This window comes from Flavipsychrobacter stenotrophus, from assembly GCF_002954265.1.
Lineage (GTDB): Bacteria > Bacteroidota > Bacteroidia > Chitinophagales > Chitinophagaceae > Flavipsychrobacter > Flavipsychrobacter stenotrophus.
Genome location: NZ_PPSL01000006.1, coordinates 367,528 through 388,279, shown reverse-complemented (window position 1 = coordinate 388,279; position 20,752 = coordinate 367,528). Strand labels below are relative to the sequence as shown.

Below are 20,752 nucleotides of genomic sequence, written 5' to 3'. Positions count from 1 at the left end.
CCTACCTGTTGAAACATGGGGTAAAGGCTAAGCAGATAAAGACCCATGCCAATGGCAGCAAGTCACCTGCGGCACCAAACACCACCAAAGAAGGCAGAGCCCAGAACAGAAGGGTAGAGATAAAAGTAAAGTAAGAACAGTTCTTTATAATATTACAAAGCAGCGGTGTCATTTAATTGGCGCCGCTGCTTTTTTGCAGGGTGCCGGATCGCTTCCTTAACCTTTTGTTTTAATCATTTGTACTACCTTTATTTTTCTAAAATTAGTGTTGTATGACTACAGAAAAAGCCATTCTGGCTGGTGGTTGCTTTTGGGGAGTTGAGGAATTGATACGCCATTATCCGGGTGTAATTTCCACGGTTGTCGGATACACTGGAGGCGATGTTTTGAACGCAACCTACCGCAACCATGGTACACATGCGGAAGGTATAGAGGTAGCATTTGATCCATCTCTGCTGTCTTATCGCAAGCTATTGGAATACTTCTTTCAGATTCACGACCCAACCACCAGAAACAGGCAGGGTAATGATATCGGTGCGTCTTATCGTTCTGCCATTTTTTATACCGACGATGCACAACGTGATACAGCAAAAGCATTGATTGCAGAAATGCAGGATTCAGGTAAATGGCCGGGAAAAATTGTTACTGAGGTGGTACCTGCAACTGCTTTTTGGAATGCCGAAGCAGAGCACCAGAACTACTTGCAGCGCAATCCCTATGGATATACTTGCCACTTTATACGTCCGGAATGGAAATTGGATTAGATCTTTCAAACATTCCTTCACATGATACGCACAGCTACATCAACCGATCTGGAAAGAATAGTAGAGATCTACAACCAGGCTGTTACAGCAGGTTTTCAGACCGCAGATACAGATGAACTATCTATTGCCGATCGCATCGATTGGTTTCAGTCTCATAATAACAAGCAGTATCCTTTAATTGTTGAAGAGATAGATGGCGTAGTTAGAGGCTGGTTAAGCATCAGTCCTTATCGCCCTGGCCGTAAAGCGCTGCAGGATTGTGTAGAAATAAGCTTTTATGTAGATCATGCTTGGAAAGGGCAGGGTATTGGTGCGGCACTGGTTGCCGAGGGGTTAAAAATATCCGCCGGATTAAATTACTACAGCGTTTTTGCCATAGTTATAGATCGCAATCTGCCAAGCATCCGGTTATTGGGAAAATTTAATTTCACCAGGTGGGCACATCTCCCCGATATAGCTAATTTTAATGGTGTGCGCTGCGGCCAGCTGTATTACGGACTACACCTGAAGTAGACGAGCCTATCTATTAATTTTTCTTTTGTGGACGATAAGCATACGCTACCTGATAACTAACTCGGCTTAGTTCTTGTGATATTTTCCCCAATGGCAGGTCCTCATCCTGGGGAGTAGGTTCACAGACAGAATAAGTACTCCCTTCGTATAGTATCGGCTTGCCAATTGGCTTCTCAAACTTTACTGCTATAGTAAGGTGTTTAGGGTATTCCAGTACTATCATTGGCAAGTTATATATCTCCTTTACAAGATAGTAAAAGAGTGCCGCATGGTCTTCGCAATCGCTGTATTCATATAGTAAAGTTTGCTCCGGCGATAGACGTTTTTCTTTGCCAAAATTTTGAGCGTCAGGTTCATATTGCAGTGCATACCTGGTAAAGCGCATTAGATAGTCAACACCATTTTTTACACTCATCCCCTTTACATTCTTCTTTAACTGGGGAATAAGGGAATTGTAGGTACCCGCGCTTAGAGGGGCATTAAAATATAGCCCATAATCAGCTACCGGGTAATTGTTAAATATCTTCTTTACCTCTGAATTTACCTTTATCTTAAAGGTATAGGCCATGTCATTGTAACTGAATTCAAGATCTTTTTCTTTATAGTCTTCTGGCCTGAATGTGGGAAGTTGAGTGAGCTTGTAGGAAAATGAATTCATTGCTTCAGCAGCTTGTGCAGGTACTTCTATAAATTTTGTTGCGCTCATGCTTACAGTGCCATAGTCATGATAGTTCAGGCAAACGTATTGTCTACCCCCTCTTGTGTAAAAAGGAATGTCATAGATATTTTCATCACACTGGGCATATAATAACAGTTTGTCGCCGGCTATGTTTAGTGTAGCATTATAGCCACACTTATTTAGCAGGTACCACTTGTACAAGGTATACCTACGGTAGTTATCGGCCTTGGGACTTATATGTTGAGCTACCTTTCTCACTAACTGGTAAAACACCCAGTCGTCTGGTTTGTTTTTCGTCTTGTAGCCTATCATATCCCTTACAAGAGAATCATAGTTGGCAGCGGAAATGTTTTGATAAAAGGTGTTGATGTTGTCAACAGACAAAGAGTCTTCAAATGCCACAACGGTGCACTTGTCGAAATTGAATTTTATTGTGTCGCCATAAAATACAATGTCATCCACAGGCAATTTGTCTTGCGCGTAAATGCCCGCAGAATACCCTGTAAGGATCACGAAAAATAATATGGCTACTTTGGTTTTCAACTATTTATTATCATTTAGTCGAATTTACGAAAAATTAACAATTAAATAATGTTAAGTTTTTTGATATCCGCAAAATCGCCGTTGCCCGTTATTTTACTTCCCGGCGGGAAAAACTAAACTGTTGTCCCGATATTTTCCTTATTTTGTACATCGTACTTCAGGCACAAAAGCTTGTAGATGTTATTATGCCTATTAACAAAATATCTCAATTGGTGGCTACGGTAATAGATTACCCGTATCTGGATGTAGACTATGCAGTAGTGAAACCTGTGCCGCTGATAATTGATTCTGCCATTTATTATGATCCCTCGGCTCCCGACAATAGCCTTGATGTAGAGCCATTTCTCACGCCATTGATCCTCAATAACCAGCTTTCTTTTATTGTCGAAAATGCAACATTTGGAGGTAATAGAACAGACCCGGCCCGTGGCAAGGTAAAGGAATTGAAGATAACCTATAGCTACAATGGCATTAGGTCTACTATGATATGTAAAGAAAAGGCCACTGTAGCGCTACAGTGTTTCTAAAAATTTAGAAGAGGAGCGTTAGCTGCATGCTGATCGCTCCTCTTTTGTTACGGCTACCATCCGTGGTGATGTCCATGATAATGTCCGCCTCCATGATGATGATGTCCATGATAATAACCTCCCCGGCCTGCCGGTACTGCTACTATACATGAGGTAAACGAGACTGCCATCAGGGCAATGAAGAACACCATTAATAATTTCGTTTTCATACAATTTCCTTTTTTAGTTTTTTCAGAATAATAATTTCTTGCTGCTTGTTTGTTCACATTATCCAAATAAGATGCCAAAGAACGATTGCCGGTCACATATTTTCTGATTATTTTATTTGACAGTGATATCTAGCCTTTTAAATTGTCTGGAGTATTTGTCTAGCGGAATAATTGCAGTGTAATTCCATTTTTCTTCGCTTTATCGTTCAAATACCAATAACACACCTATTTTTGCAGCGCAAAATAAAATAGCAATGAACGACTTCAAAAATGCCATCATAGAATGCGTCCCTAACTTCAGCGAAGGGGTGAATATGGATATCATAAAACAGATCACCAACGAAATAGAAACAGTTGAGGGTGTTCAGCTGTTAGATGTTGATCCGGGTAAAGCCACAAACCGCACTGTAGTCACTTTTGTGGGCAATCCACAGGCTGTGGTTGATGCTGCATTCCTGGCTATAAAGAAGGCCGGTGAGTTGATCGACATGCGTAATCATAAGGGGGAGCACCCACGCATGGGGGCTACCGATGTCTGCCCGTTGATACCGATCAGCGGTATTACGGCAGAAGAAGCAATTCCGTTTGCAAATCAATTGGCAAAGAGGGTAGCCGAAGAGCTGAACATACCAACATACTTATATGAATATGCTGCTACTGCCGATTACCGTCGCAACCTGGCCGATATCCGTAGCGGGGAATATGAAGGCTTTGCCGCAAAGATCGTTAAGCCCGAGTGGAAGCCTGACTACGGCAATGCAATATTCAATGAGCGCAGCGGCGCTACTGTTATTGGTGTTCGCGATTTCCTTATCGCTTACAATGTAAATCTCAACACTACCAGCACACGGAGGGCCAATTCTGTAGCGTTTGATATCAGGGAAAAAGGTCGTCAGAAAACAGACGAGAAGGGTAAGGTAGTAAAGGATGAAAAGGGCGAAGCCGTTTGGGTGCCGGGTTTACTTAAATCAGTTAAGGCTATTGGTTGGTTTATTGAAGAGTATGGCATTGCCCAGATCTCTATGAATCTGACCAACATGCACGTTACCCCTTTACATGTTGCTTTCGATACGAGCTGCGAACGTGCCACAGCGCGTGGTATGCGTGTTACAGGTAGTGAACTGGTAGGTCTTGTTCCGCTTGATGCAATACTGGAAGCAGGTAAATACTTCCTGCGTAAACAACAACGCAGCGTAGGTGTTAGTGAAGCCGAACTGATAAAGATCGCCGTAAAATCTTTAGGGCTGGATGAATTGTCTCCTTTCGATCCGCAGAAAAAAATTATAGAATACAGGCTCAGAGATGTTGCAGCTAAGAAGCTGGTGAATATGACCATTACAGGCTTTGCACTCGAAACTGCAAGCGAGTCTCCTGCTCCGGGTGGTGGTTCTATAGCAGCTTATTGCGGTGCTCTTGGCGCTGCTTTGGCTACAATGGTTGCTAACCTTTCTTCGCATAAAAAAGGATGGGATAGTCGTTGGGAAGAGTTTTCTAACCATGCGGAAAATGGCCAGAAGTTGATGGCAGAAATGCTGGACCTGGTGGATGAGGATACCGCAGCATTTAATCACATCATGGCTGCATTTGGCTTGCCAAAGAGCAATGATGCCGAGAAGGCTGCACGCAAGGCTGCGATAGAAGCCGCAACGATCAATGCGATAAAGGTGCCATTCAGAACAATGGAACTGGCCGCACAGTCTTTCGACCTGATACAGGCAATGGCAGAGACAGGCAATCCTAACAGCGTGAGCGATGCGGGTGTAGGTGCATTATGTGCGCGTGCTGCCGTAAAGGGCGCTTACCTCAATGTGAAGATCAATGCGCAGGACCTGCAGGATCATGCTGAAGTAAAGCCTCTTGTTGAGCGTGCCGATGCAATGAATGCTGATGCAGATAAGCGCGAGCAGGAAATATGGAACATAGTGCTGGGTAAAATGAAATAAGATCATTTTTCTACAACATTGAAACGGGGTCGCTGTATCGCAGTTGCCCCGTTTTTATTTTACTGGGAGCCTCTACCTGCCGGGCATAGTTGCTGGGGCCTCCAACAGCTATCAACTAAATATTTTATCTTGTACCTCATTATGAAAACACCGGGCTGTCTATTTGTATCTTTCCTTAGTATGTTGCTTACTTCATGTAAAACCCATCAGATACCGGTCAGTGATTTCAGGCAGATGTTTGCCGGCAAAACACTGTCGCGCACTGTTACTACAAGCAGTCCTTTTGGTGGCACTACTTCCTATGCTACTTATCCAATCAGCTACATAAAATGCGTAGACAAGAAAGGCAAAGCAGCGCAGCTGAAGAATGCCCCCTCTGTAGAAATGCGTGTTACTGATACCAACAACAAGAAGACTATATTCTACTTCGACCTGGTGGAAGTAAAGGATAGTGTTATTAAGGGCGGTATGTCAAGGGTCATGCCTTCATTTAAGAAGACCATACCACTCGGTAAGATAAAGAAGATAGAAGTGCAGGATGGCGGCAAGAAGTATCAATATGTAAAGATCATTGACTAACTTGTTACAAAAGCAACCCATGAACGGATTTAAACTTACAACAGCCACAGGCCTATCCATTCGCTTTGAATACTATACAGATGCTGCACCCGTTACCTGCGCCGCGTTTGCATCATTACTGCCGTTTACACGAACCTTCTATCATGCGCGCGTATCGGGGCAGGAGATATGGATAGACAATGTGCCGCCCCTCAATATCATACAGGAGAATGCATCCGTATTCACCATTCCCGGAGAGGTTGTCTTTGGCCCATCAAAACCAGTACGCGTAAAGACTACCAACTGCATGGGAATCTATTACGGCGAAGGCAAAGGACTCGATGCCTGCAACATATTTGCTAAGGTCATAGACGAAGACGCCGCCAAACTCACCGTCCTTGGAGATGACATCTGGCAGAACGGCAAACAAGACATTACCATTGAAGCCTTATAATTGATTATATTTATAGCTATGAAAACCTGTATTGTAGTATCGCTTGTTCTCTTTTGCTCTATAGTTGCTGAAGGCCAAACATCAGCTGTGCAACTCTTTCATGATAAAATACTTTACCTCAACACAGACAATCCGCTGACTATTGTTGCCGAAGGTTATCCTTGTAAGTCACTCACAGTATCAATAAACAATGGCACTATCAAAGGAAGGGATGGTCACTACATTGCCCACCCTGATAGTCTCAATTACAACACTATCATTACTATAAAAGCAAAAACACCCAAAGGAATAATAGAACTACCCCAACAATATTTTTGGGTCAGGCGTCTTCCTGGCCAAATTCATGGAGAAGTTGATTCAAGCATTAAAAGGTAACATACATTTCTATGAAAACATTAGCATTCATTTTACTAATCCTTTTCTTCTGGTTCTCAGCCTCTGCGCAGGTAGTGGCAATACAGTGTGTAAAGGCTCCACGAATGGCTTATGTAGGGCTGGATAATCCCCTTAAAGTTGCTGTAGATGGTTACCCGGGGTCTGCATTAATGGTAACAGTTGACAATGGCGGGATAGATGGATCAAATGGCGACTACATTTTTACCCCAAAGTATCCCTCAGACAGTATCACTATTCGTGTACAGGTGAGAACACCCACTCAGATAAAAGAGGTACAGAAAATAAAAGTGAAACTGGAATGTTTCCCAATAGATTCTACAACATTTATGGGGCATCGCAGTGGATTCATCACTGCAGGGCAAGTGAGGGTTGCAATAGGGCTCGATGGCAACCCTCAGGGATTTGAACTTACTCCTCATTTTCATGTAACGGGCTTTAAGGTCAGGGTAATACGAGACGGTGAAGAGATACTTTCTAAAAGCCTGTCTAACAGGAGGGGAGCTCGGTTCGTAGACGATGAGGAGGTTGAACGGGTAATGAGTAACATCAATGCTGGCGACAGCATAATCTTCACCAACATTACCTACCTGGGCTATGGAGAGTGTACCGGCACAATGAAGTCTATGGAATTTGTCGCAAACTAAAATAAACCACTTTCACTACCTTCATAAAAAATAACCCCAACCAATGTCCTTCCACTCTTACCTAGCATCTATCATTACTGTCTCTGATGAGCTTCAGGAAGCTTTTTATAAGCTTACACATACCAAAGAAGTAAAGAAGGGACAGCTGTTGGTGCGGTCGGGAGAGCGATGCAATGATATTTACTTTGTTGAAAGTGGTTTACTACGTGGTTACTACTACCAGGAAGAGAAGGAGATCACCCACTGGTTTGCCCGCGAAGATGAGTTTGCAACCTGCTTCTATTCCTTCATTACCCACGTGCCATCAGCCGAATTTATAGAGGCTATAGAGCCTTGCCAATTGGTGCAATTACCCCATGCTAATTTGCAAAAATTATACGCCTCTTTCCCCGAGACAGAACGCATAGGCAGGTTGCTTACAGAGGCTTATTACGTAAGGCTTGAAGGTCGCTTTTTAGGCCTGCAATTTACCACCGCCAAAGAGCGATATGATAATCTGATGAAAGATCATCCCCAGTTACTGCGGCGTGCCTCATTAGGTCATATCGCTTCCTACCTAGGTATCACACAAGAAACCCTCAGCCGAATTCGTGCGAGGCAATAGTTATTCTTTCTACTGTCGAATTTTGGTCACTACAATACCCATGCAAATGGCTAAGCTCTGAAAGAGCGACATAAATAGCGAGGGGTTTCAACCCCTCGGGTCAAATCACCCCTGTAAGGGCGATATAAGTTAGTAAGCGGACATTCGAACAAGACTGCCGCCGATCTAGCATGTTTAAACTATTGTTAAAGCCCCGCATTTTTGATCTACATCAAAAATCAACCATCTGAGCCATTATACTTTTGGTTCATAATCAAATCAAAAAATGTTATGAAACAGAAACCATCAAATGCGTTTATAGGCGCCAGTTGGATCGGTTTATTTGCAGGTGGTATTTCGTTCTGCGTAGGGTTATGGAACGCTACAATGGAACTCAATGAAAAAGGATTTTATTTCACAGTACTCATGTTCGGACTATATGCTGCGGTATCATTACAAAAGGCCGTCCGCGACCAGCTGGAAGGTATCAAGGTAACCGGTATCTACTTTGGTATCAGCTGGTTCTCTACCGGCCTGGCAATACTATTGCTCATCATTGGTCTTTGGAACTCATCACTGATAAGGAGTGAAAAAGGGTTCTATGCTATGTCTTACCTGCTAAGTCTGTTTGCCGCAGTAGCAGTACAAAAGAACATCCGCGACTGCCAGTTGGTCGATGATGTTGAAGAGAAGAAACAAGACGACTACAAAAGCCCCTTAAACCCTTAGTATAGACTGACACTGTGAATGTCATGCTGAGCCGCGCCGAAGCACGACATTCGCATAGGGTCGGTTCTCTTTGAGTACGTAACCACATCTCCCTCTCCTTTGGAGAGGGCTGGGGTGAGGCTCTTTAAACAAACAATGGCGGCAGTTAACCTGCCGCCATTGTTTGTTTAAAACTTATACTCTATACCAAATGTAAACATCTGCTTCATCTGCAGCCAGCCGATATCTCTGCCCGGGTCGTCTTTCAACACACCGTTTGCATCATACTTGTTATAAGGTAAGTTATTGTCGTAGATGAATGTAGCACCAATAGTGGCATTCATATATTTCGTTATCCTGAAGTCGAGCAGGTTATCAAACAATATGGCTATGTTGCCGGGGTTGTCTTTCTTCACCACATTGCCCAGCGTGTCTTTGCTATCTTTAGCCAGGTAGTTGCTATACAAGTCAAGACGTGTTTTATAGCGTATATTCTTCGATAGCTTAGTAAGGTATCTGCCCGATATGTACGCACCAAATTCATACTTCATGGTCTTGCCATAGTCTATACCAAAAGCGCCCTGTGGTCTCAGGCTGGTAAAGTATTTATCAGCAACGGTAAGCCTGCCCGCTATAGGAGATACGAACAAACTGATGTCGCTTCCTTCTCTGTATTCCACCCCTGCTGCCAGTGTGAAGTATGCCGGTGAGAAGAATTTAGAAGTAGGCGGGTGATGCTGCCAGTCGGCAACGGTATAGTCATAACCCTCTGTTATCTGCGATTTAAAGTTGAACAACCCCGAGAAATAGAAGTTGCCAGTGGTGTCTATACGTCTGCCATACTTACTGGTGAAGTCAATACGGTCGTCAGTTTTACGGGGAATGAACGACGTGGAATAATTATAGTTAAGACCATAAGAAAGATCCAGGTTGTTGCTCCAAATTTCCCTGTGCGCCAGGTGATCAAGGTGTCCGCTGAATATGCCATTCACATTGAATGATGCCAACTCACCACCTGCCGCCCAGTTGTGCAGAAAACCTTCGTTCATACCCAATGTTACAAAGCCGCCATATACCCAGGCTACTGTGTCTTTGTTGGTTGTGGCCAGCGATTTTTTTACTTCATCAGCTTTGTTCAGCTGTGCTTGTGCGGTGTAAACAGTTAGCCCCATTGCTACTGTAGTTAATACTCTCTTCATAAAAGGTGTGTGTGCTATATGTGTGTGTTATTTACTCTTTGGTCTGTAGTGTGCGCCATCAAGAAACTTCGCCGCATCTATACGTGTATCCAGTAGCTCTTTTAAAGACACTTTTGGGTTCTGTGCCATGTAGGCATCCACTATCCTGTAGCCCATCCACGTGCCTACATTACCGGGTGTAGGGTTGCCGGGGTCTGTTGGTGAACCTATACCTCTTGCAAACGGGCCGTCTGTAACATAGGTCCTCGTCTCCGTTTCCTTCTTGCTGTAGAGCAGGTTGTTTTGTACAAAGAAGTTATACAACTCAGCCTCATTGCGTTCGCAAAACAGTACCTGTACACCGGTGAATCCAAACAATACAGAGTCCGGAGTATTAGGCAATATCTTATGCAGGAAATACTGCTCCTTACCGCACTGTATCATCATATCCAACAGGGTTTTATCATCTGCGTCAAACTGGTGTATGGTCAGGTAATGATCGCGGAAATGAGCTACGGGAATATAGTTCTTATGCAGATGTGGTGCCATATAAGTAGGCACTCCTACAGATACATAATACGGCATCTGTGGACCCAGGAACATATCAAGGCATATGCAGGCCAGGGTAGGGTCAACTGAGAATACCGGTGTTTTGGCAAACAGGTTGCGGTTGATGTACATGATGCGTGGCACCTTTGTTTCCGGCAGGTAGCTCTTCATCAGTTGGTAGCCTTTGGTTAGTTCTGCGTCTGTCTCTTTCGTGTCAGGGAAGTTCCTTCTTATGGTGTCCTGCAGGTGCACAAAGTCGTGGTAGGTAAGGTATTCATGTACGCCCTCTCTTATGCCAATGTTGGTGTCGGTATAGTTACCACGCACATTATAGGGCATCACCGTGTCCAGGAAAAAGTTAAGAAAGTCAGGGTATTTCTTACTCAGTTGTGTCAGTCCCTCTGCTATATGATTGGTGTCAATAGCATACATGTCAAGGTCAAAGCGGTAGGTCTGCAGGTTGATCTTTACGTCGCTAACGTCGGGTGTTTTAGAATTATTATCACCACAGCTGCCCAGCAGGAACAGCACTATGAGCAAAGGAAGTACAGAGAGCTTTTTGATCATACAGTAATGATTTTGACTAGTGAATTTTCTTTTAAAGTGATTTGGCTACCCCATGGGATAGCCAAATTTATATACTCTTTTAACTAATTACCTCTTTTACCTTTTAACCTACTCCTACCTTCTGCCCATCATTGGCATACCCGGCATACCAGGTCCGCCCATTCCCTTGAATTTGTTCATCTGAGACATCATCTGTTTCATCTGTTCAAACTGCTTCATAAAGGCATTCACTTCATTTACATCCTTACCGCTGCCCTTGGCAATACGCTTACGGCGGCTTGTGTCAATAATGTCCGGATTGCTTCGCTCTTCAGGGGTCATAGAGTTGATCATTGCCTCAATGCCTTTAAACGCATCATCAGATATGTCTATGTCCTTAATAGCCTTACCTACACCCGGTATCATAGCCAACAGATCTTTGATGTTACCCATCTTTTTGATCTGGTTCAGCTGCTCCTTAAAGTCTTCAAAGTCAAATTTGTTGGCGCGTATTTTCTTTTCCAGTTTCTTAGCCTGTACTTCGTCATACTGTGCCTGTGCACGCTCCACAAGGGTAGTGATATCACCCATGCCCAGTATACGCTGTGCCATACGCTCAGGGTAGAATACATCAAGTGTATCCAGCTTTTCGCCCATGCTCACAAACTTAATGGGCTTATCTACCACATAGCGGATAGACAATGCAGCACCACCACGTGTATCACCATCCAGCTTGGTCAGTACCACACCGGTAAAGTCAAGGCGGTCGTTGAATGCTTTGGCTGTATTTACCGCATCTTGTCCTGTCATTGAGTCAACAACAAACAAGATCTCCTGTGGGTTGATGGCTGCCTTTATATCGGCTACCTCGCGCATCATCACTTCATCTACTGCCAGGCGGCCGGCGGTATCTATGATGATCACATTATTGCCATTGGCCTTAGCATGTGCTATGGCGTTTTGCACTATTGAAACTGCATTCTTATTTTCAGGCTCTGCAAATACCGGCACCTTTACCTGCTCTCCCAATACCTGCAGCTGGTCCATCGCCGCGGGGCGATAGATATCGGCAGCAACCAGCAATGGGCGCAGGCTCTTCTTGTTCTTCAGGAAGTTGGCCAGCTTACCCGAGAAGGTGGTCTTACCCGATCCCTGCAGACCCGCTATCAATATGATGGTAGGCTTGGTAGAAAAGTCAAGTTCCACTTCCTTTCCGCCCATCAGCTCGGCAAGTTCGTCTTTCACGATCTTTACCATCAGCTGGCCCGGACTTACAGATGTAATTACCTTTTCACCGGTAGCTTTTTCCTTTACCTTATCAGTAAATTCTTTAGCTATCTTATAGTTAACGTCGGCATCAACCAGTGCACGGCGTATTTCTTTTACCGTAGTTGCAATGTTGATCTCATTGATCCTTCCTTCACCTTTAAGTTGCTTTATGGCGGAGTCGAGCCGCTCACTAAGATTTTCGAACATAGTATATCTATCAGCATTAAGATCAGTTCCGCTATTACGGCCGATCTCAACTAAGTTTATTAAATGATGATTTTCCCCCAAACGGGAGTGCAAAGTTAATTGAAATTAGGGAAAAGTATTACAGAACATTATGTTGAGATAGCTATCTGTTTCAAGGGCAAAAAAGGAGCAAACAACCGTTTGCCCCTTTGGTACTTACTAAATATATTTATAATAATTATTTATTGATCACAAAATGGATCACATTATTTACATGCTTTGATCGTAGGGTCAGTAAATACATACCATTGGTCAGTGTATTATCCAGCTGTATATCCTGGTTTATTTCCCCGTTTAGTGATCGGGTAGTGCTGCTGTGAATGGTGCGGCCCAGCATGTCGGTTATCTCCATCTGCAGGTCTTCGTTATATTGGTCTGCAATTGTTCCCTTTATAATAAATGTACCATTATTAGGGTTAGGGATCATTTTGAAGTTATTGCCTGTGCCGCTTACTTCGTTCACCCCTACATTACTGCCTATGGCTATGATCACAGAGTTAAATACGCTCACGCCGCTGCACTGGTCAGTATTGGTTACCTCGCAGTTCACCGAATCTCCGTTGATAAGTGCATTGGTTATATACACATTGTTGGTAGCTCCTACTACGGGTACACTGTTTTTAGACCATTGATACGTTGGTGCCAATCCACCGCCGCTCAATATTGTGCAGGTAAATGTATCGTACATGCCCGCAGGAATAATATAACCCGGTACTGCGGTTACCACACCCACCGGCTGCGTTATAGGTAGTACAGTCATGGCAGAGTGTGTATTTGCAGTAGGCGTTAGCAGGCAAGGGAAACTACTGGTCAATGTTACTGACACATCATCGCCATTTACCGGTGCATAGGTATATACAGGGCCTGTGCCGGTGTTGGTTCCGTTTACAGCCCATTGATACGTAGGATTGAAGCCGCCATTTATCTGCGATGCGGTAAATACTGATGGGTAGCCCTCGCAGGTGGTATAGCCCAGGCTAGATGTCATGGACACTAGTGGGTTTAATTTCGGACTTACCGTTAGCACTTTCGTGGCACTGGCTGTGGTAGCTGTGCGGCAGAAGGCGTTGCTGGTTAACATACAGGTTACTACATCGCCGTTTGTGGGCGTGTAGTTATATGTAGGCCCTGCTCCTACCGGCGATAAGTTAACGTACCACTGATAAACCGGTGCCGCTCCTCCCGCAACAGGTGTTGCGGTAACGGTAATTGGTGTGAGCGCACAAACAGTATCACCCATACCTGTAGCTATGCTTATGCCCGGTGTTACGATCGGGTGAACGGTCATTGTGATCACATCGCTGGCTGTATCAGGCATGGCGCAGTCGTAACTGCTGATGTACCAAAGCCTGATGATATCACCATTTGCCGGAGTATATGAATAGGTAGATGCACCCGAGAGGATCACACCGTTCACACTCCATACGAATATGGGTGAAGAACCGCCATTTACAGGATTCGGTGTAAAGGTTACCGTAGTGCCCGCGCATACTGTGTTAGAAGGAGATACGCTCAGCGTAAGGCCCGCAGGTACAATTGGGTTTACAGTGATTGGTCTAGTTATAAAACATCCATTTGAACCGGTTGTATAGGTTGCAGTTGCAGAGCCTATAGTTACACCATAGATCGTACCGGTTGCATCTATAGTTGCAGTTGTTAGTGGTGAAATGCTCCACGTGCCACCTGAAACGGAATTGGTCAGCACTGAAGTGTAGCCATGACACACATAGTTATTACCACCTATAGGTGCCGGTATGGTGTTGACAGTTACAATAGCATTGGTCTTACAGCCCGTAGGTAGTGTGTATACTATGGTTGCATTGCCGCCTAATACGCCCCACACATCGCCGCTTGCGCCGACTGTAGCGATGAATGGATTAAGACTCGACCATCCGCCACCGGTACTGGTGCTTGATAATGTGGTAGCTGCCATCTGGCAAACGGTAAATACGCCTGTCAGTGTTGCCGGTAAAGGATTTACTGTAACATTATGAGTAACAAAACAGTTGTTGCCACCGGTATAAGTAACTACAGCTGCACCCGCGCTGATACCTGTTACCATGCCCGATGTGCTGATGCTGGCAGTACCTGCCGGCGATATGCTCCAGGTGCCGGGTGTGGCATCTGTAAGGGTAATAGTACTACCTGCCTCACAAACTCCCGCCAGGCCAGATATAGGTGTGGGAATCGGCAATACAGGTACATTAGCTGTTACATAACATCCTGTTGATGTAATGGTATAGGTAACAGGCGCTGTGCCGGCGCTTACACCGGTGATCATACCTGTAGCAGCATCAGCCGTTGCAATAGTGGTGTTGCCGCTGGTCCAGTCGCCAAGTGGTGTAGTATTAGCAAGTGTTATCGTTGCACCGCCGCCGCACACAGGCGTAATTCCAGTGATAGGTGCCGGTATTGGATTTACCGTTGATGTTATGCTTGTTGAGCAACCGGTAGTGCTGAGGGTATATAATATTTGCGTAGTGCCTGCGCCTGCGCCAGTTACCAATCCGGTAGATGAATTAACTGATGCAATAGCAGGGTTGGCGCTGCTCCAGCTGCCCGGAGCGCTTGTGTTGGCAAGACTGGTAGTATATCCCAGGCACACATCTGGTGTGCCCGTAATGGCCGCAGGTGGGGGGTTAACAGTTATGTTTCTGCTTACCTGGCAACTGGTGAGCGCTACATAAGTTACGTTAACAATGCCCGGGCCCACGCCAAACAGTTGACCCGTTACAGGATCTATTGTAGCTACCGTGGCAGGACTTGCGCTCCATGTGCCGCTGGCAACGGGATTGCCCAATGTTATAGAACTGTTGACACATACTGCCCCCGGCCCTGTAATAGGCGATAGCGACGGGTTTACCACCACACTTGCCGTGGTATAGCAGGTAGTACCTACAGTGTAGGTAACAGTAGCGGTGCCGGGCAATATACCGGTTACCACACCCGATGATGAAATGCTGGCCAGTGAAGCCGGACTGATCATCCATGTGCCGGCGGGTATAGGGTCGCTGAGCGTTGTGGTACCGCCGCTCTGGCAAACCTGCAATGAACCGGTAATGGGTGGTGGGGTGGGGTTTACCGTAACCGTAGCGGTAACTGAGCAACCTGTAACCGGCAGCGCATAAGTAACCACGGCATTGCCTGCAAGGCCCGAAGTAACAATACCCGTAGTAGGGTTTACAGAAGCAATGGTTGTAGGCGTTGATGACCAGCTACCTGTTGTGGGTGAGCTGGTAAGCGTGGTAATAAATCCACCTTCACATACGGCTAGCGGACCTGTAATTGCAGCCGGTAGTGGGTTCACTGTAACAACAGCACTACCTGTTATCGTGCGGCTGCAGCTACCCTTTGTAGCACTGGTAAGCGCATAAGTGTAGGAGGTTGCAGAGGCTCCGGTAGTCAATGTGCCGGTAGACACTGTTGCTGTGCCTGCCGCATTCAGCAGTATATTTTGTATAGGGCCGCCGTTAATTGTATAGTAGACCGTAGCAGCTGCTGTACCCGTAAAAGTAATTGTACTGCTGCCACCGCTGCAAAAGCTGGTAGTGCCGCTGATAGTAGCTGTAGGGGTACTGTCTACAACTGCAGTAGTAGTGACGCTATAGCTACAGCCGCCCGATGAAGTTGCGGTAAAAGTATAGGTGCCACCACGTGTAGTAGGCGCATTTGTTATAGACGGGCTTTGCAGGTTAGAGCTATAGCCCGCAGGACCCGCCCAGCTAAAAGTGGTAGCAGTGCCTGTAAATATGGTGCCGGTAAGGCTGAGCGTGTTACCGCTGCATATAGGTCCGTTATTAGCTGCGGATGCGGTAATAGTACAGCCCGGCGACCAACGATAAATTTGATTAGTTGCGGGCGATGAATTCAAACTTGTTGTAAATGTTGCGGAGGAAGGAACAGGTGATGCACTTACATTAGGCAATGTCTGAAAATCAGTTGTACTATTTGCAATTCCAATGGTTGCCGAAGGAGTATTTGCTGTTCCAAAGGTTGAAGATCCATACCAAAATTCTATGACGTTTGTGGATTCATACAATTTTACCTGCATGTTTTCATTGCCCGAACCAACGCCAAAAAAAAGCGCTAGTAGGAGATTGTAAAGTGTCCAGTTCTTATATTCGAAAGTGAATACTCTGTTTGGAAATGCCCCCGTCGTCTGATAATAAGCTGTTGAGTTGTTGCCGTATAAATCATCCCAATATGGCATTAGAAATCCGGCACCCGCTACATTAGCTGCGGAATTTGTGTTAGCTGTTGAAGTTGAATTGGCTAATGATAGAAACCCATTAGAACATACTGACAACTGATTGTAAGACGTACCACAAAACGTAAAACTGAAACCAATGGGAATTGTTGTTTGGGTTATATCATCATTATAAGTTCCAGTAGCTGCAGTTCCGGTACCCGATATTGATGCAAACGAACCTGAAGTGGCAAAAAAAGCATACGATGCAGCCGTTTGTCCTTGTGTAACCGAACAGAACAAGATAAGGGTAAATACCAGAGCGAGAAGCTTTTTCATGGGTATTATTTTTATTTATTGTAGAATTATAGGGGGCACCAAACCAAAAGTCTTAATTAAAGAATTGTATATATAGCGCAAAATCTGCGCTAGTTGCGGGTTTCAGAGGATTTGGCAGGAATGCGATTTAAAAACGAAATTGAATTCTGCTTTAATTCTGCTTTAACCGGGAGAGCCTTTAAACGTCGTTTGAAGGCTTTTGCTTTAACCGGGGTGTCTCAATGCCTAGTTTCTTCATCATTAGTTGCTGGTTAAGCTCTAATTCTGATACTCGCTCGTAGATTTCGGCGGGTTCTGAGAGGTCTGAAGAGACCTTCATGTTTACGTACCATAGTTCCTGTATGTCCTCCGGATCAATCTCTATAATGGGGTGGTCATGACGGTGCGATATAGTATCTGATTTCAGGTAGATTTTCCCCCTCTCTTTAAGGCGGTTTAGTACCCTCTTTACCAATACCCCACTGCGCGTAACCACTACGTGGATGCGGTTTTCACGGATATTGTCGAAGTTCTCCACCCACTGACCAATAACACGATCGCGATCGGATAAAGTGGGTGCCATTGATACCCCTTCTGTCTCAAACATGCGGTATGTAGAATGGTTCAAGCCTGGCATGCGGAAAGTAGGTAAATCAGAGATGTATTCCTGATCACCATTGCCTAGTAGATAGCCTGCACGAGCCTTCACCGGTACATACACGATGTTGTCTATTCCATGCTCGTTTATAGTGATTATCTGGGGTGCTTTAGCGCCATATATCAGGCTACTTTCATTTACGAAAGAATTATTATTTGATGGCGTATACTCTCTGTTTTTAGGAGTTGGGGACGGTGTTGCGGATAGTTTTGGGGATAGTTTTAGGCTATTTGCAGGGGTAGGTTCTGGCTGATTAGAGCCGATTATTGTCTCAGAACTGCCATTTGTGACGGGGGTAAGATGCTTATTTCCCTTGCCTGTTACGACCCAATTGAGGTTCCAATTGACAAACTTGTTTGAAATTGCCTGCAAAATATCGAATGAAGGCTTATTGTTCTCATCTCTCATTAACCGGTAAATCTTCTCCGGATTATCGTAACCTAATTCTATTGCAAACGCAGGAACGGTAAGGTTTTCAGCCGATAAAAGCTCTTGTAATCTTGACTTAAATGTTTCCATGTAAATGAGTATTTGAAAAAATAAATTCAAACTTGTTTGTTTAATTCAAACTTGTTTGTATTTTTGTCCTACAAATATAGATTTTGAAGACAAAGATATGAGTATTATGAATTCAAACGTCAAGCAAACAAGTAAGGGATCATTTGCGACCAGCATTGAAGTAACAGTACCGCCCAGAATGACCGCACTAGTTACCAATACGAGCGTTGACCTTGTGAATAAGGTACGTGCAGGGAAACGGGGTACAGGTGAAAAAGCTAAGCGAGTAACACTTGCTGATGATCTTCTACAGGAGGGTATGAGCAAGTTGATGAATGATGTAAAAGCGAAAGTGAACAAGTAAACCTGATTCCGATGAGATATTTAGCACACACAACCATAATCTGTTTAGAGTATAGTGAGTTAGTTCCGGACTTCATGACGGAAAGTAACTACAAGTACCATAAGACCCAACTTATGCGGGTGCATGGCAGGGGTGGTAATGGTAACGGAGTACTTATAGAATTCGATACTATACCGGCTAAATGCCAGGAGAAAATAACAGCCAAATACGGCAATGATCTACATAAGTATATCTCAAAGCAGCCGATAACTAAGCTGATCAGTGTGGACTATAAGGCAGCTAATATATTCGCCGGTCACATAAAAGCCGGTGGTGGACACTTACCACTGGATGCACAGCAGGTGTATACCCGACAGGCTGAATGGCTTAACATGATCAACCTGGTACTAACGGACCGCAAGATGCTGAAAGATACTTTGGGCATCAGTATTAAGACCTTTTGGGAATATGTAATTGATCTGCATCAGGGAGACAGACCGGTAAACCCTAAACTACCGAAGGCATATGATCCACTGCGCAAGCTGCTGGCTAAGTACAATTCGGAAGGGCCGGTGGCGCTGATCAGTAAGAAGTTTGGTAACCAGAACACCCGCAAGGTGACGCCAAAAATTGAAAACCTGATAGTGAGCCTGTACTTTATGAAACAGGAAACGACACTGGTGGAAGTATGCCGCATGTACCGCGACTTCATCTACAACAAACTACAGGTGGTGGATATTAATACCGGTGAGGTGTTTAACCCGCAGGAATTCTATGTAAAAGGTGAGCCATTTCCACTGGGTGAAAGTACAGTTGACTTCTACCTGAAGAGACCGGCAGCGCAGATAGCTATCAATAAAAAGAGGCTCAATAACCTACAGTGGCGTGCGCTTCACCGCCCATATGTGCAACGTATGGCACCGGTATATGCTTTTAGCAAGCTAACAATGGATGACCGCGACCTACCATTTAAGGATATGACCGGTAACCGCCCTGCTAAAACTTACCAGATAGCTGATGTGGCCAGCGGTGCGATTATAGGCAAGGCTTTCAGCACAGATAAGAACGTGGAATTGCTGAGGGAAGCCTTCCGCGATATGTTCCAAACAATACTATGCAACGGTTGGGGTATGCCATTTGAAATAGAAATGGAACGCCACCTGACTGCCCAAATGATGGGTAAGGAAGTGGACGGCCAGTTTGAAGACGATATTCTTACCGCCGGTAACCTGTTTAAGCATGTACGTGTGTGCCTGGGTGGTAATGCGCCTGAGAAAAGAATGGAGCACATCTTCCGCCAGAAGAAATACACCTTCGACAATAAGCGCCCGGGGTTCCAAGGCAGGTTTTACGCCCGTAACATAGCCAACCGCCTGAATACAGATAAGGACAAGGTGAGGTATGCTTACGAGCAGATCATACAGAACGATCTGGACGACATCAACAGCTGGAACAATTCGCTGCACCCGAACCAGGAACTATACCCCGGCATGAGCAGATGGGACGTACTGGAAAACTGCCAGAACCCGAACCTTGTGCACCATGCCACATCGGCAATAATGCCTTACGTAGGCTACAAGGCCCGAGAAACGAGCATCAAACGCGGGTACGTGCAGGTAATGAAAAATAGCTACCGCCTACCGAACATCAACATACTGCGCGAACTGAAGACATGGAAGTTTGACGCATACTACATCCCCGGACCAGAGGGTATAGAAAAGGTTTACCTGTATCAATATGGCAAATTCATTGCTGAGGCAACAAAGGTGATCCCATTCCAGGAGGCACAGGCAGAAATGACCGATGCTGACAGGGCGAATGCTGACAAGCAGTGGGCGTATCAGGCAGCATTTGATAAGATGGTACGTGAGACGCAAGGCAGCTATTCGGTACTTGGGACTGCCAGATTTGATGGTTTTGAAGCGGGCGAGACGCTAAAAGTGGTGGAAGAGGTGGTAGTAAACAGCACTTCTGACGAGTTTGAGGAGCCTGATAATGTGGGTTTTGTGCCAAAAAAGACGAGTAAAAGGGGGGGGTATAAGCAAAAAGAGGGGGTTAGCGTGGTAAGTGTACCGAATGGCAATTCTATTGAAAGTGCCGCCCAGTGGGCATTATAGCCGAAAATCTATTCAAATAATCACTTAAAAGCTTAAAAATGACACTATTAGGGTTTGTTCAGAGGGTAAAAGTATCGGGGATGGCTACAGATGTATGCTACCTGCAAGGAACAGCAACTGATCTAATTGAGCGCATGACGCAGGAAGATTTTTTCAAGTTCATGTATGAAATGGACATGCTGTTAGGCCGTAAAGTGACGGTAATCAACATTCAAAATTTTCAAGGGCCGACTGATTTCCAAGGGCCGATTGAGGGTAGCGTAGTAGAGCAAACCCTGTTAAAAGTTCTTCAGGAAGTAGCTACCGCAGGAAAATAAAAGCAC

General features: G+C 44.9%; 20 protein-coding genes. 13 read left to right on the top strand and 7 right to left on the bottom strand.

What is annotated here, in order from left to right:
• Window positions 1-272 precede the first annotated feature (272 nt).
• Both msrA and CJD36_RS20135 read left to right on the top strand, forming a co-directional pair.
• Window positions 273-764, top strand: a complete 492-nt coding sequence (gene msrA, locus CJD36_RS20140; protein WP_105040997.1) for a peptide-methionine (S)-S-oxide reductase MsrA — start codon at window positions 273-275, stop codon at window positions 762-764.
• A 21-nt stretch (window positions 765-785) separates the two neighbouring features.
• A complete protein-coding gene (locus tag CJD36_RS20135) occupies window positions 786-1,277 on the top strand; it encodes a GNAT family N-acetyltransferase (RefSeq protein WP_105040996.1) in 492 nt (163 codons plus the stop codon).
• Between the two features lie 13 nt (window positions 1,278-1,290).
• Here the strand turns inward: CJD36_RS20135 and CJD36_RS20130 are convergent, their stop codons facing one another.
• Entirely contained in the window at window positions 1,291-2,499 is a 1,209-nt protein-coding gene (locus tag CJD36_RS20130; RefSeq protein WP_240609390.1) for a hypothetical protein, read from the bottom strand.
• 143 nt (window positions 2,500-2,642) lie between these two features.
• Here CJD36_RS20130 and CJD36_RS20125 point away from each other — a divergent pair, with 143 nt between their 5' ends.
• A complete protein-coding gene (locus CJD36_RS20125; RefSeq protein ID WP_105040995.1) occupies window positions 2,643-3,026 on the top strand; it encodes a hypothetical protein in 384 nt (127 codons plus the stop codon).
• An 18-nt stretch (window positions 3,027-3,044) separates the two neighbouring features.
• On the opposite strand, the gene CJD36_RS23070 is transcribed toward CJD36_RS20125, so the two are convergent.
• Window positions 3,045-3,239: a hypothetical protein gene (locus CJD36_RS23070; protein ID WP_133162731.1), complete on the bottom strand. Its 195-nt coding sequence runs from the start codon at window positions 3,237-3,239 to the stop codon at window positions 3,045-3,047.
• Window positions 3,240-3,489: 250 nt separating this feature from the next.
• Here CJD36_RS23070 and ftcD point away from each other — a divergent pair, with 250 nt between their 5' ends.
• The 7 genes from ftcD to yiaA all read left to right on the top strand — a co-directional run bounded on the left by ftcD (window position 3,490) and on the right by yiaA (window position 8,542).
• On the top strand, window positions 3,490-5,178 hold the full coding sequence (gene ftcD / locus CJD36_RS20120; RefSeq protein WP_105040994.1) for a glutamate formimidoyltransferase: 1,689 nt from the start codon (window positions 3,490-3,492) through the stop codon (window positions 5,176-5,178).
• A 141-nt stretch (window positions 5,179-5,319) separates the two neighbouring features.
• The gene (locus tag CJD36_RS20115; protein ID WP_133162730.1) at window positions 5,320-5,757 is read left to right on the top strand and encodes a hypothetical protein; all 438 of its coding nucleotides are present in this window, start codon (window positions 5,320-5,322) and stop codon (window positions 5,755-5,757) included.
• A gap of 19 nt (window positions 5,758-5,776) precedes the next feature.
• The gene (locus CJD36_RS20110; protein WP_105040992.1) at window positions 5,777-6,190 is read left to right on the top strand and encodes a DUF3830 family protein; all 414 of its coding nucleotides are present in this window, start codon (window positions 5,777-5,779) and stop codon (window positions 6,188-6,190) included.
• A gap of 18 nt (window positions 6,191-6,208) precedes the next feature.
• Window positions 6,209-6,565 (top strand): GldM family protein, encoded by a 357-nt coding sequence (locus CJD36_RS20105; protein ID WP_133162729.1) that lies wholly within the window; start codon window positions 6,209-6,211, stop codon window positions 6,563-6,565.
• Window positions 6,566-6,576: 11 nt separating this feature from the next.
• A complete protein-coding gene (locus tag CJD36_RS20100; RefSeq protein ID WP_105040990.1) occupies window positions 6,577-7,230 on the top strand; it encodes a GldM family protein in 654 nt (217 codons plus the stop codon).
• A 43-nt stretch (window positions 7,231-7,273) separates the two neighbouring features.
• Window positions 7,274-7,834, top strand: coding sequence for a Crp/Fnr family transcriptional regulator (locus CJD36_RS20095; RefSeq protein WP_105040989.1), 561 nt, complete (start codon window positions 7,274-7,276; stop codon window positions 7,832-7,834).
• A 270-nt stretch (window positions 7,835-8,104) separates the two neighbouring features.
• Window positions 8,105-8,542 (top strand): inner membrane protein YiaA, encoded by a 438-nt coding sequence (yiaA, locus tag CJD36_RS20090; RefSeq protein WP_105041016.1) that lies wholly within the window; start codon window positions 8,105-8,107, stop codon window positions 8,540-8,542.
• 167 nt (window positions 8,543-8,709) lie between these two features.
• Here yiaA and CJD36_RS20085 read toward each other — a convergent pair whose 3' ends face one another.
• The 5 genes from CJD36_RS20085 to CJD36_RS20065 all read right to left on the bottom strand — a co-directional run bounded on the left by CJD36_RS20085 (window position 8,710) and on the right by CJD36_RS20065 (window position 18,020).
• The gene (locus tag CJD36_RS20085; protein WP_105040988.1) at window positions 8,710-9,720 is read right to left on the bottom strand and encodes a DUF3078 domain-containing protein; all 1,011 of its coding nucleotides are present in this window, start codon (window positions 9,718-9,720) and stop codon (window positions 8,710-8,712) included.
• A gap of 27 nt (window positions 9,721-9,747) precedes the next feature.
• Window positions 9,748-10,815 carry a gliding motility lipoprotein GldB gene (gene gldB / locus CJD36_RS20080; protein ID WP_105040987.1) on the bottom strand — a complete coding sequence of 356 codons (1,068 nt, stop codon included), beginning with the start codon at window positions 10,813-10,815 and terminating at the stop codon, window positions 9,748-9,750.
• 114 nt (window positions 10,816-10,929) lie between these two features.
• Window positions 10,930-12,270, bottom strand: a complete 1,341-nt coding sequence (gene ffh / locus CJD36_RS20075; protein ID WP_105041015.1) for a signal recognition particle protein — start codon at window positions 12,268-12,270, stop codon at window positions 10,930-10,932.
• 217 nt (window positions 12,271-12,487) lie between these two features.
• Window positions 12,488-16,834: a beta strand repeat-containing protein gene (locus tag CJD36_RS20070; RefSeq protein ID WP_105040986.1), complete on the bottom strand. Its 4,347-nt coding sequence runs from the start codon at window positions 16,832-16,834 to the stop codon at window positions 12,488-12,490.
• Window positions 16,835-17,012: 178 nt separating this feature from the next.
• On the bottom strand, window positions 17,013-18,020 hold the full coding sequence (locus CJD36_RS20065) for a S24 family peptidase (protein ID WP_133162728.1): 1,008 nt from the start codon (window positions 18,018-18,020) through the stop codon (window positions 17,013-17,015).
• A gap of 76 nt (window positions 18,021-18,096) precedes the next feature.
• Between CJD36_RS20065 and CJD36_RS20060 the strand changes: the two genes are divergently transcribed.
• From CJD36_RS20060 to CJD36_RS20050, 3 genes are read left to right on the top strand one after another with little or no spacing between them, the layout of a single operon-like run.
• The gene (locus tag CJD36_RS20060) at window positions 18,097-18,333 is read left to right on the top strand and encodes a hypothetical protein (RefSeq protein ID WP_133162727.1); all 237 of its coding nucleotides are present in this window, start codon (window positions 18,097-18,099) and stop codon (window positions 18,331-18,333) included.
• Between the two features lie 11 nt (window positions 18,334-18,344).
• The gene (locus CJD36_RS20055) at window positions 18,345-20,429 is read left to right on the top strand and encodes a hypothetical protein (protein ID WP_133162726.1); all 2,085 of its coding nucleotides are present in this window, start codon (window positions 18,345-18,347) and stop codon (window positions 20,427-20,429) included.
• Window positions 20,430-20,467: 38 nt separating this feature from the next.
• On the top strand, window positions 20,468-20,746 hold the full coding sequence (locus tag CJD36_RS20050) for a hypothetical protein (protein ID WP_133162725.1): 279 nt from the start codon (window positions 20,468-20,470) through the stop codon (window positions 20,744-20,746).
• Window positions 20,747-20,752 lie beyond the last annotated feature (6 nt).

Excerpts from the sequence above, each read along its gene's own strand:
- CJD36_RS20100 (WP_105040990.1), top strand. The coding sequence starts at position 6,577 with ATGAAAACATTAGCATTCATTTTACTAATCCTTTTCTTCTGGTTCTCA.
- CJD36_RS20085 (WP_105040988.1), bottom strand. The coding sequence starts at position 9,720 with ATGAAGAGAGTATTAACTACAGTAGCAATGGGGCTAACTGTTTACACC.
- CJD36_RS20060 (WP_133162727.1), top strand. The coding sequence starts at position 18,097 with ATGAATTCAAACGTCAAGCAAACAAGTAAGGGATCATTTGCGACCAGC.
- CJD36_RS20110 (WP_105040992.1), top strand. The coding sequence starts at position 5,777 with ATGAACGGATTTAAACTTACAACAGCCACAGGCCTATCCATTCGCTTT.
- CJD36_RS20050 (WP_133162725.1), top strand. The coding sequence starts at position 20,468 with ATGACACTATTAGGGTTTGTTCAGAGGGTAAAAGTATCGGGGATGGCT.
- ftcD (WP_105040994.1), top strand. The coding sequence starts at position 3,490 with ATGAACGACTTCAAAAATGCCATCATAGAATGCGTCCCTAACTTCAGC.
- CJD36_RS20070 (WP_105040986.1), bottom strand. The coding sequence starts at position 16,834 with ATGAAAAAGCTTCTCGCTCTGGTATTTACCCTTATCTTGTTCTGTTCG.
- CJD36_RS20115 (WP_133162730.1), top strand. The coding sequence starts at position 5,320 with ATGAAAACACCGGGCTGTCTATTTGTATCTTTCCTTAGTATGTTGCTT.
- msrA (WP_105040997.1), top strand. The coding sequence starts at position 273 with ATGACTACAGAAAAAGCCATTCTGGCTGGTGGTTGCTTTTGGGGAGTT.
- yiaA (WP_105041016.1), top strand. The coding sequence starts at position 8,105 with ATGAAACAGAAACCATCAAATGCGTTTATAGGCGCCAGTTGGATCGGT.
- CJD36_RS20095 (WP_105040989.1), top strand. The coding sequence starts at position 7,274 with ATGTCCTTCCACTCTTACCTAGCATCTATCATTACTGTCTCTGATGAG.
- CJD36_RS20055 (WP_133162726.1), top strand. The coding sequence starts at position 18,345 with ATGAGATATTTAGCACACACAACCATAATCTGTTTAGAGTATAGTGAG.
- gldB (WP_105040987.1), bottom strand. The coding sequence starts at position 10,815 with ATGATCAAAAAGCTCTCTGTACTTCCTTTGCTCATAGTGCTGTTCCTG.
- ffh (WP_105041015.1), bottom strand. The coding sequence starts at position 12,270 with ATGTTCGAAAATCTTAGTGAGCGGCTCGACTCCGCCATAAAGCAACTT.
- CJD36_RS20105 (WP_133162729.1), top strand. The coding sequence starts at position 6,209 with ATGAAAACCTGTATTGTAGTATCGCTTGTTCTCTTTTGCTCTATAGTT.
- CJD36_RS20135 (WP_105040996.1), top strand. The coding sequence starts at position 786 with ATGATACGCACAGCTACATCAACCGATCTGGAAAGAATAGTAGAGATC.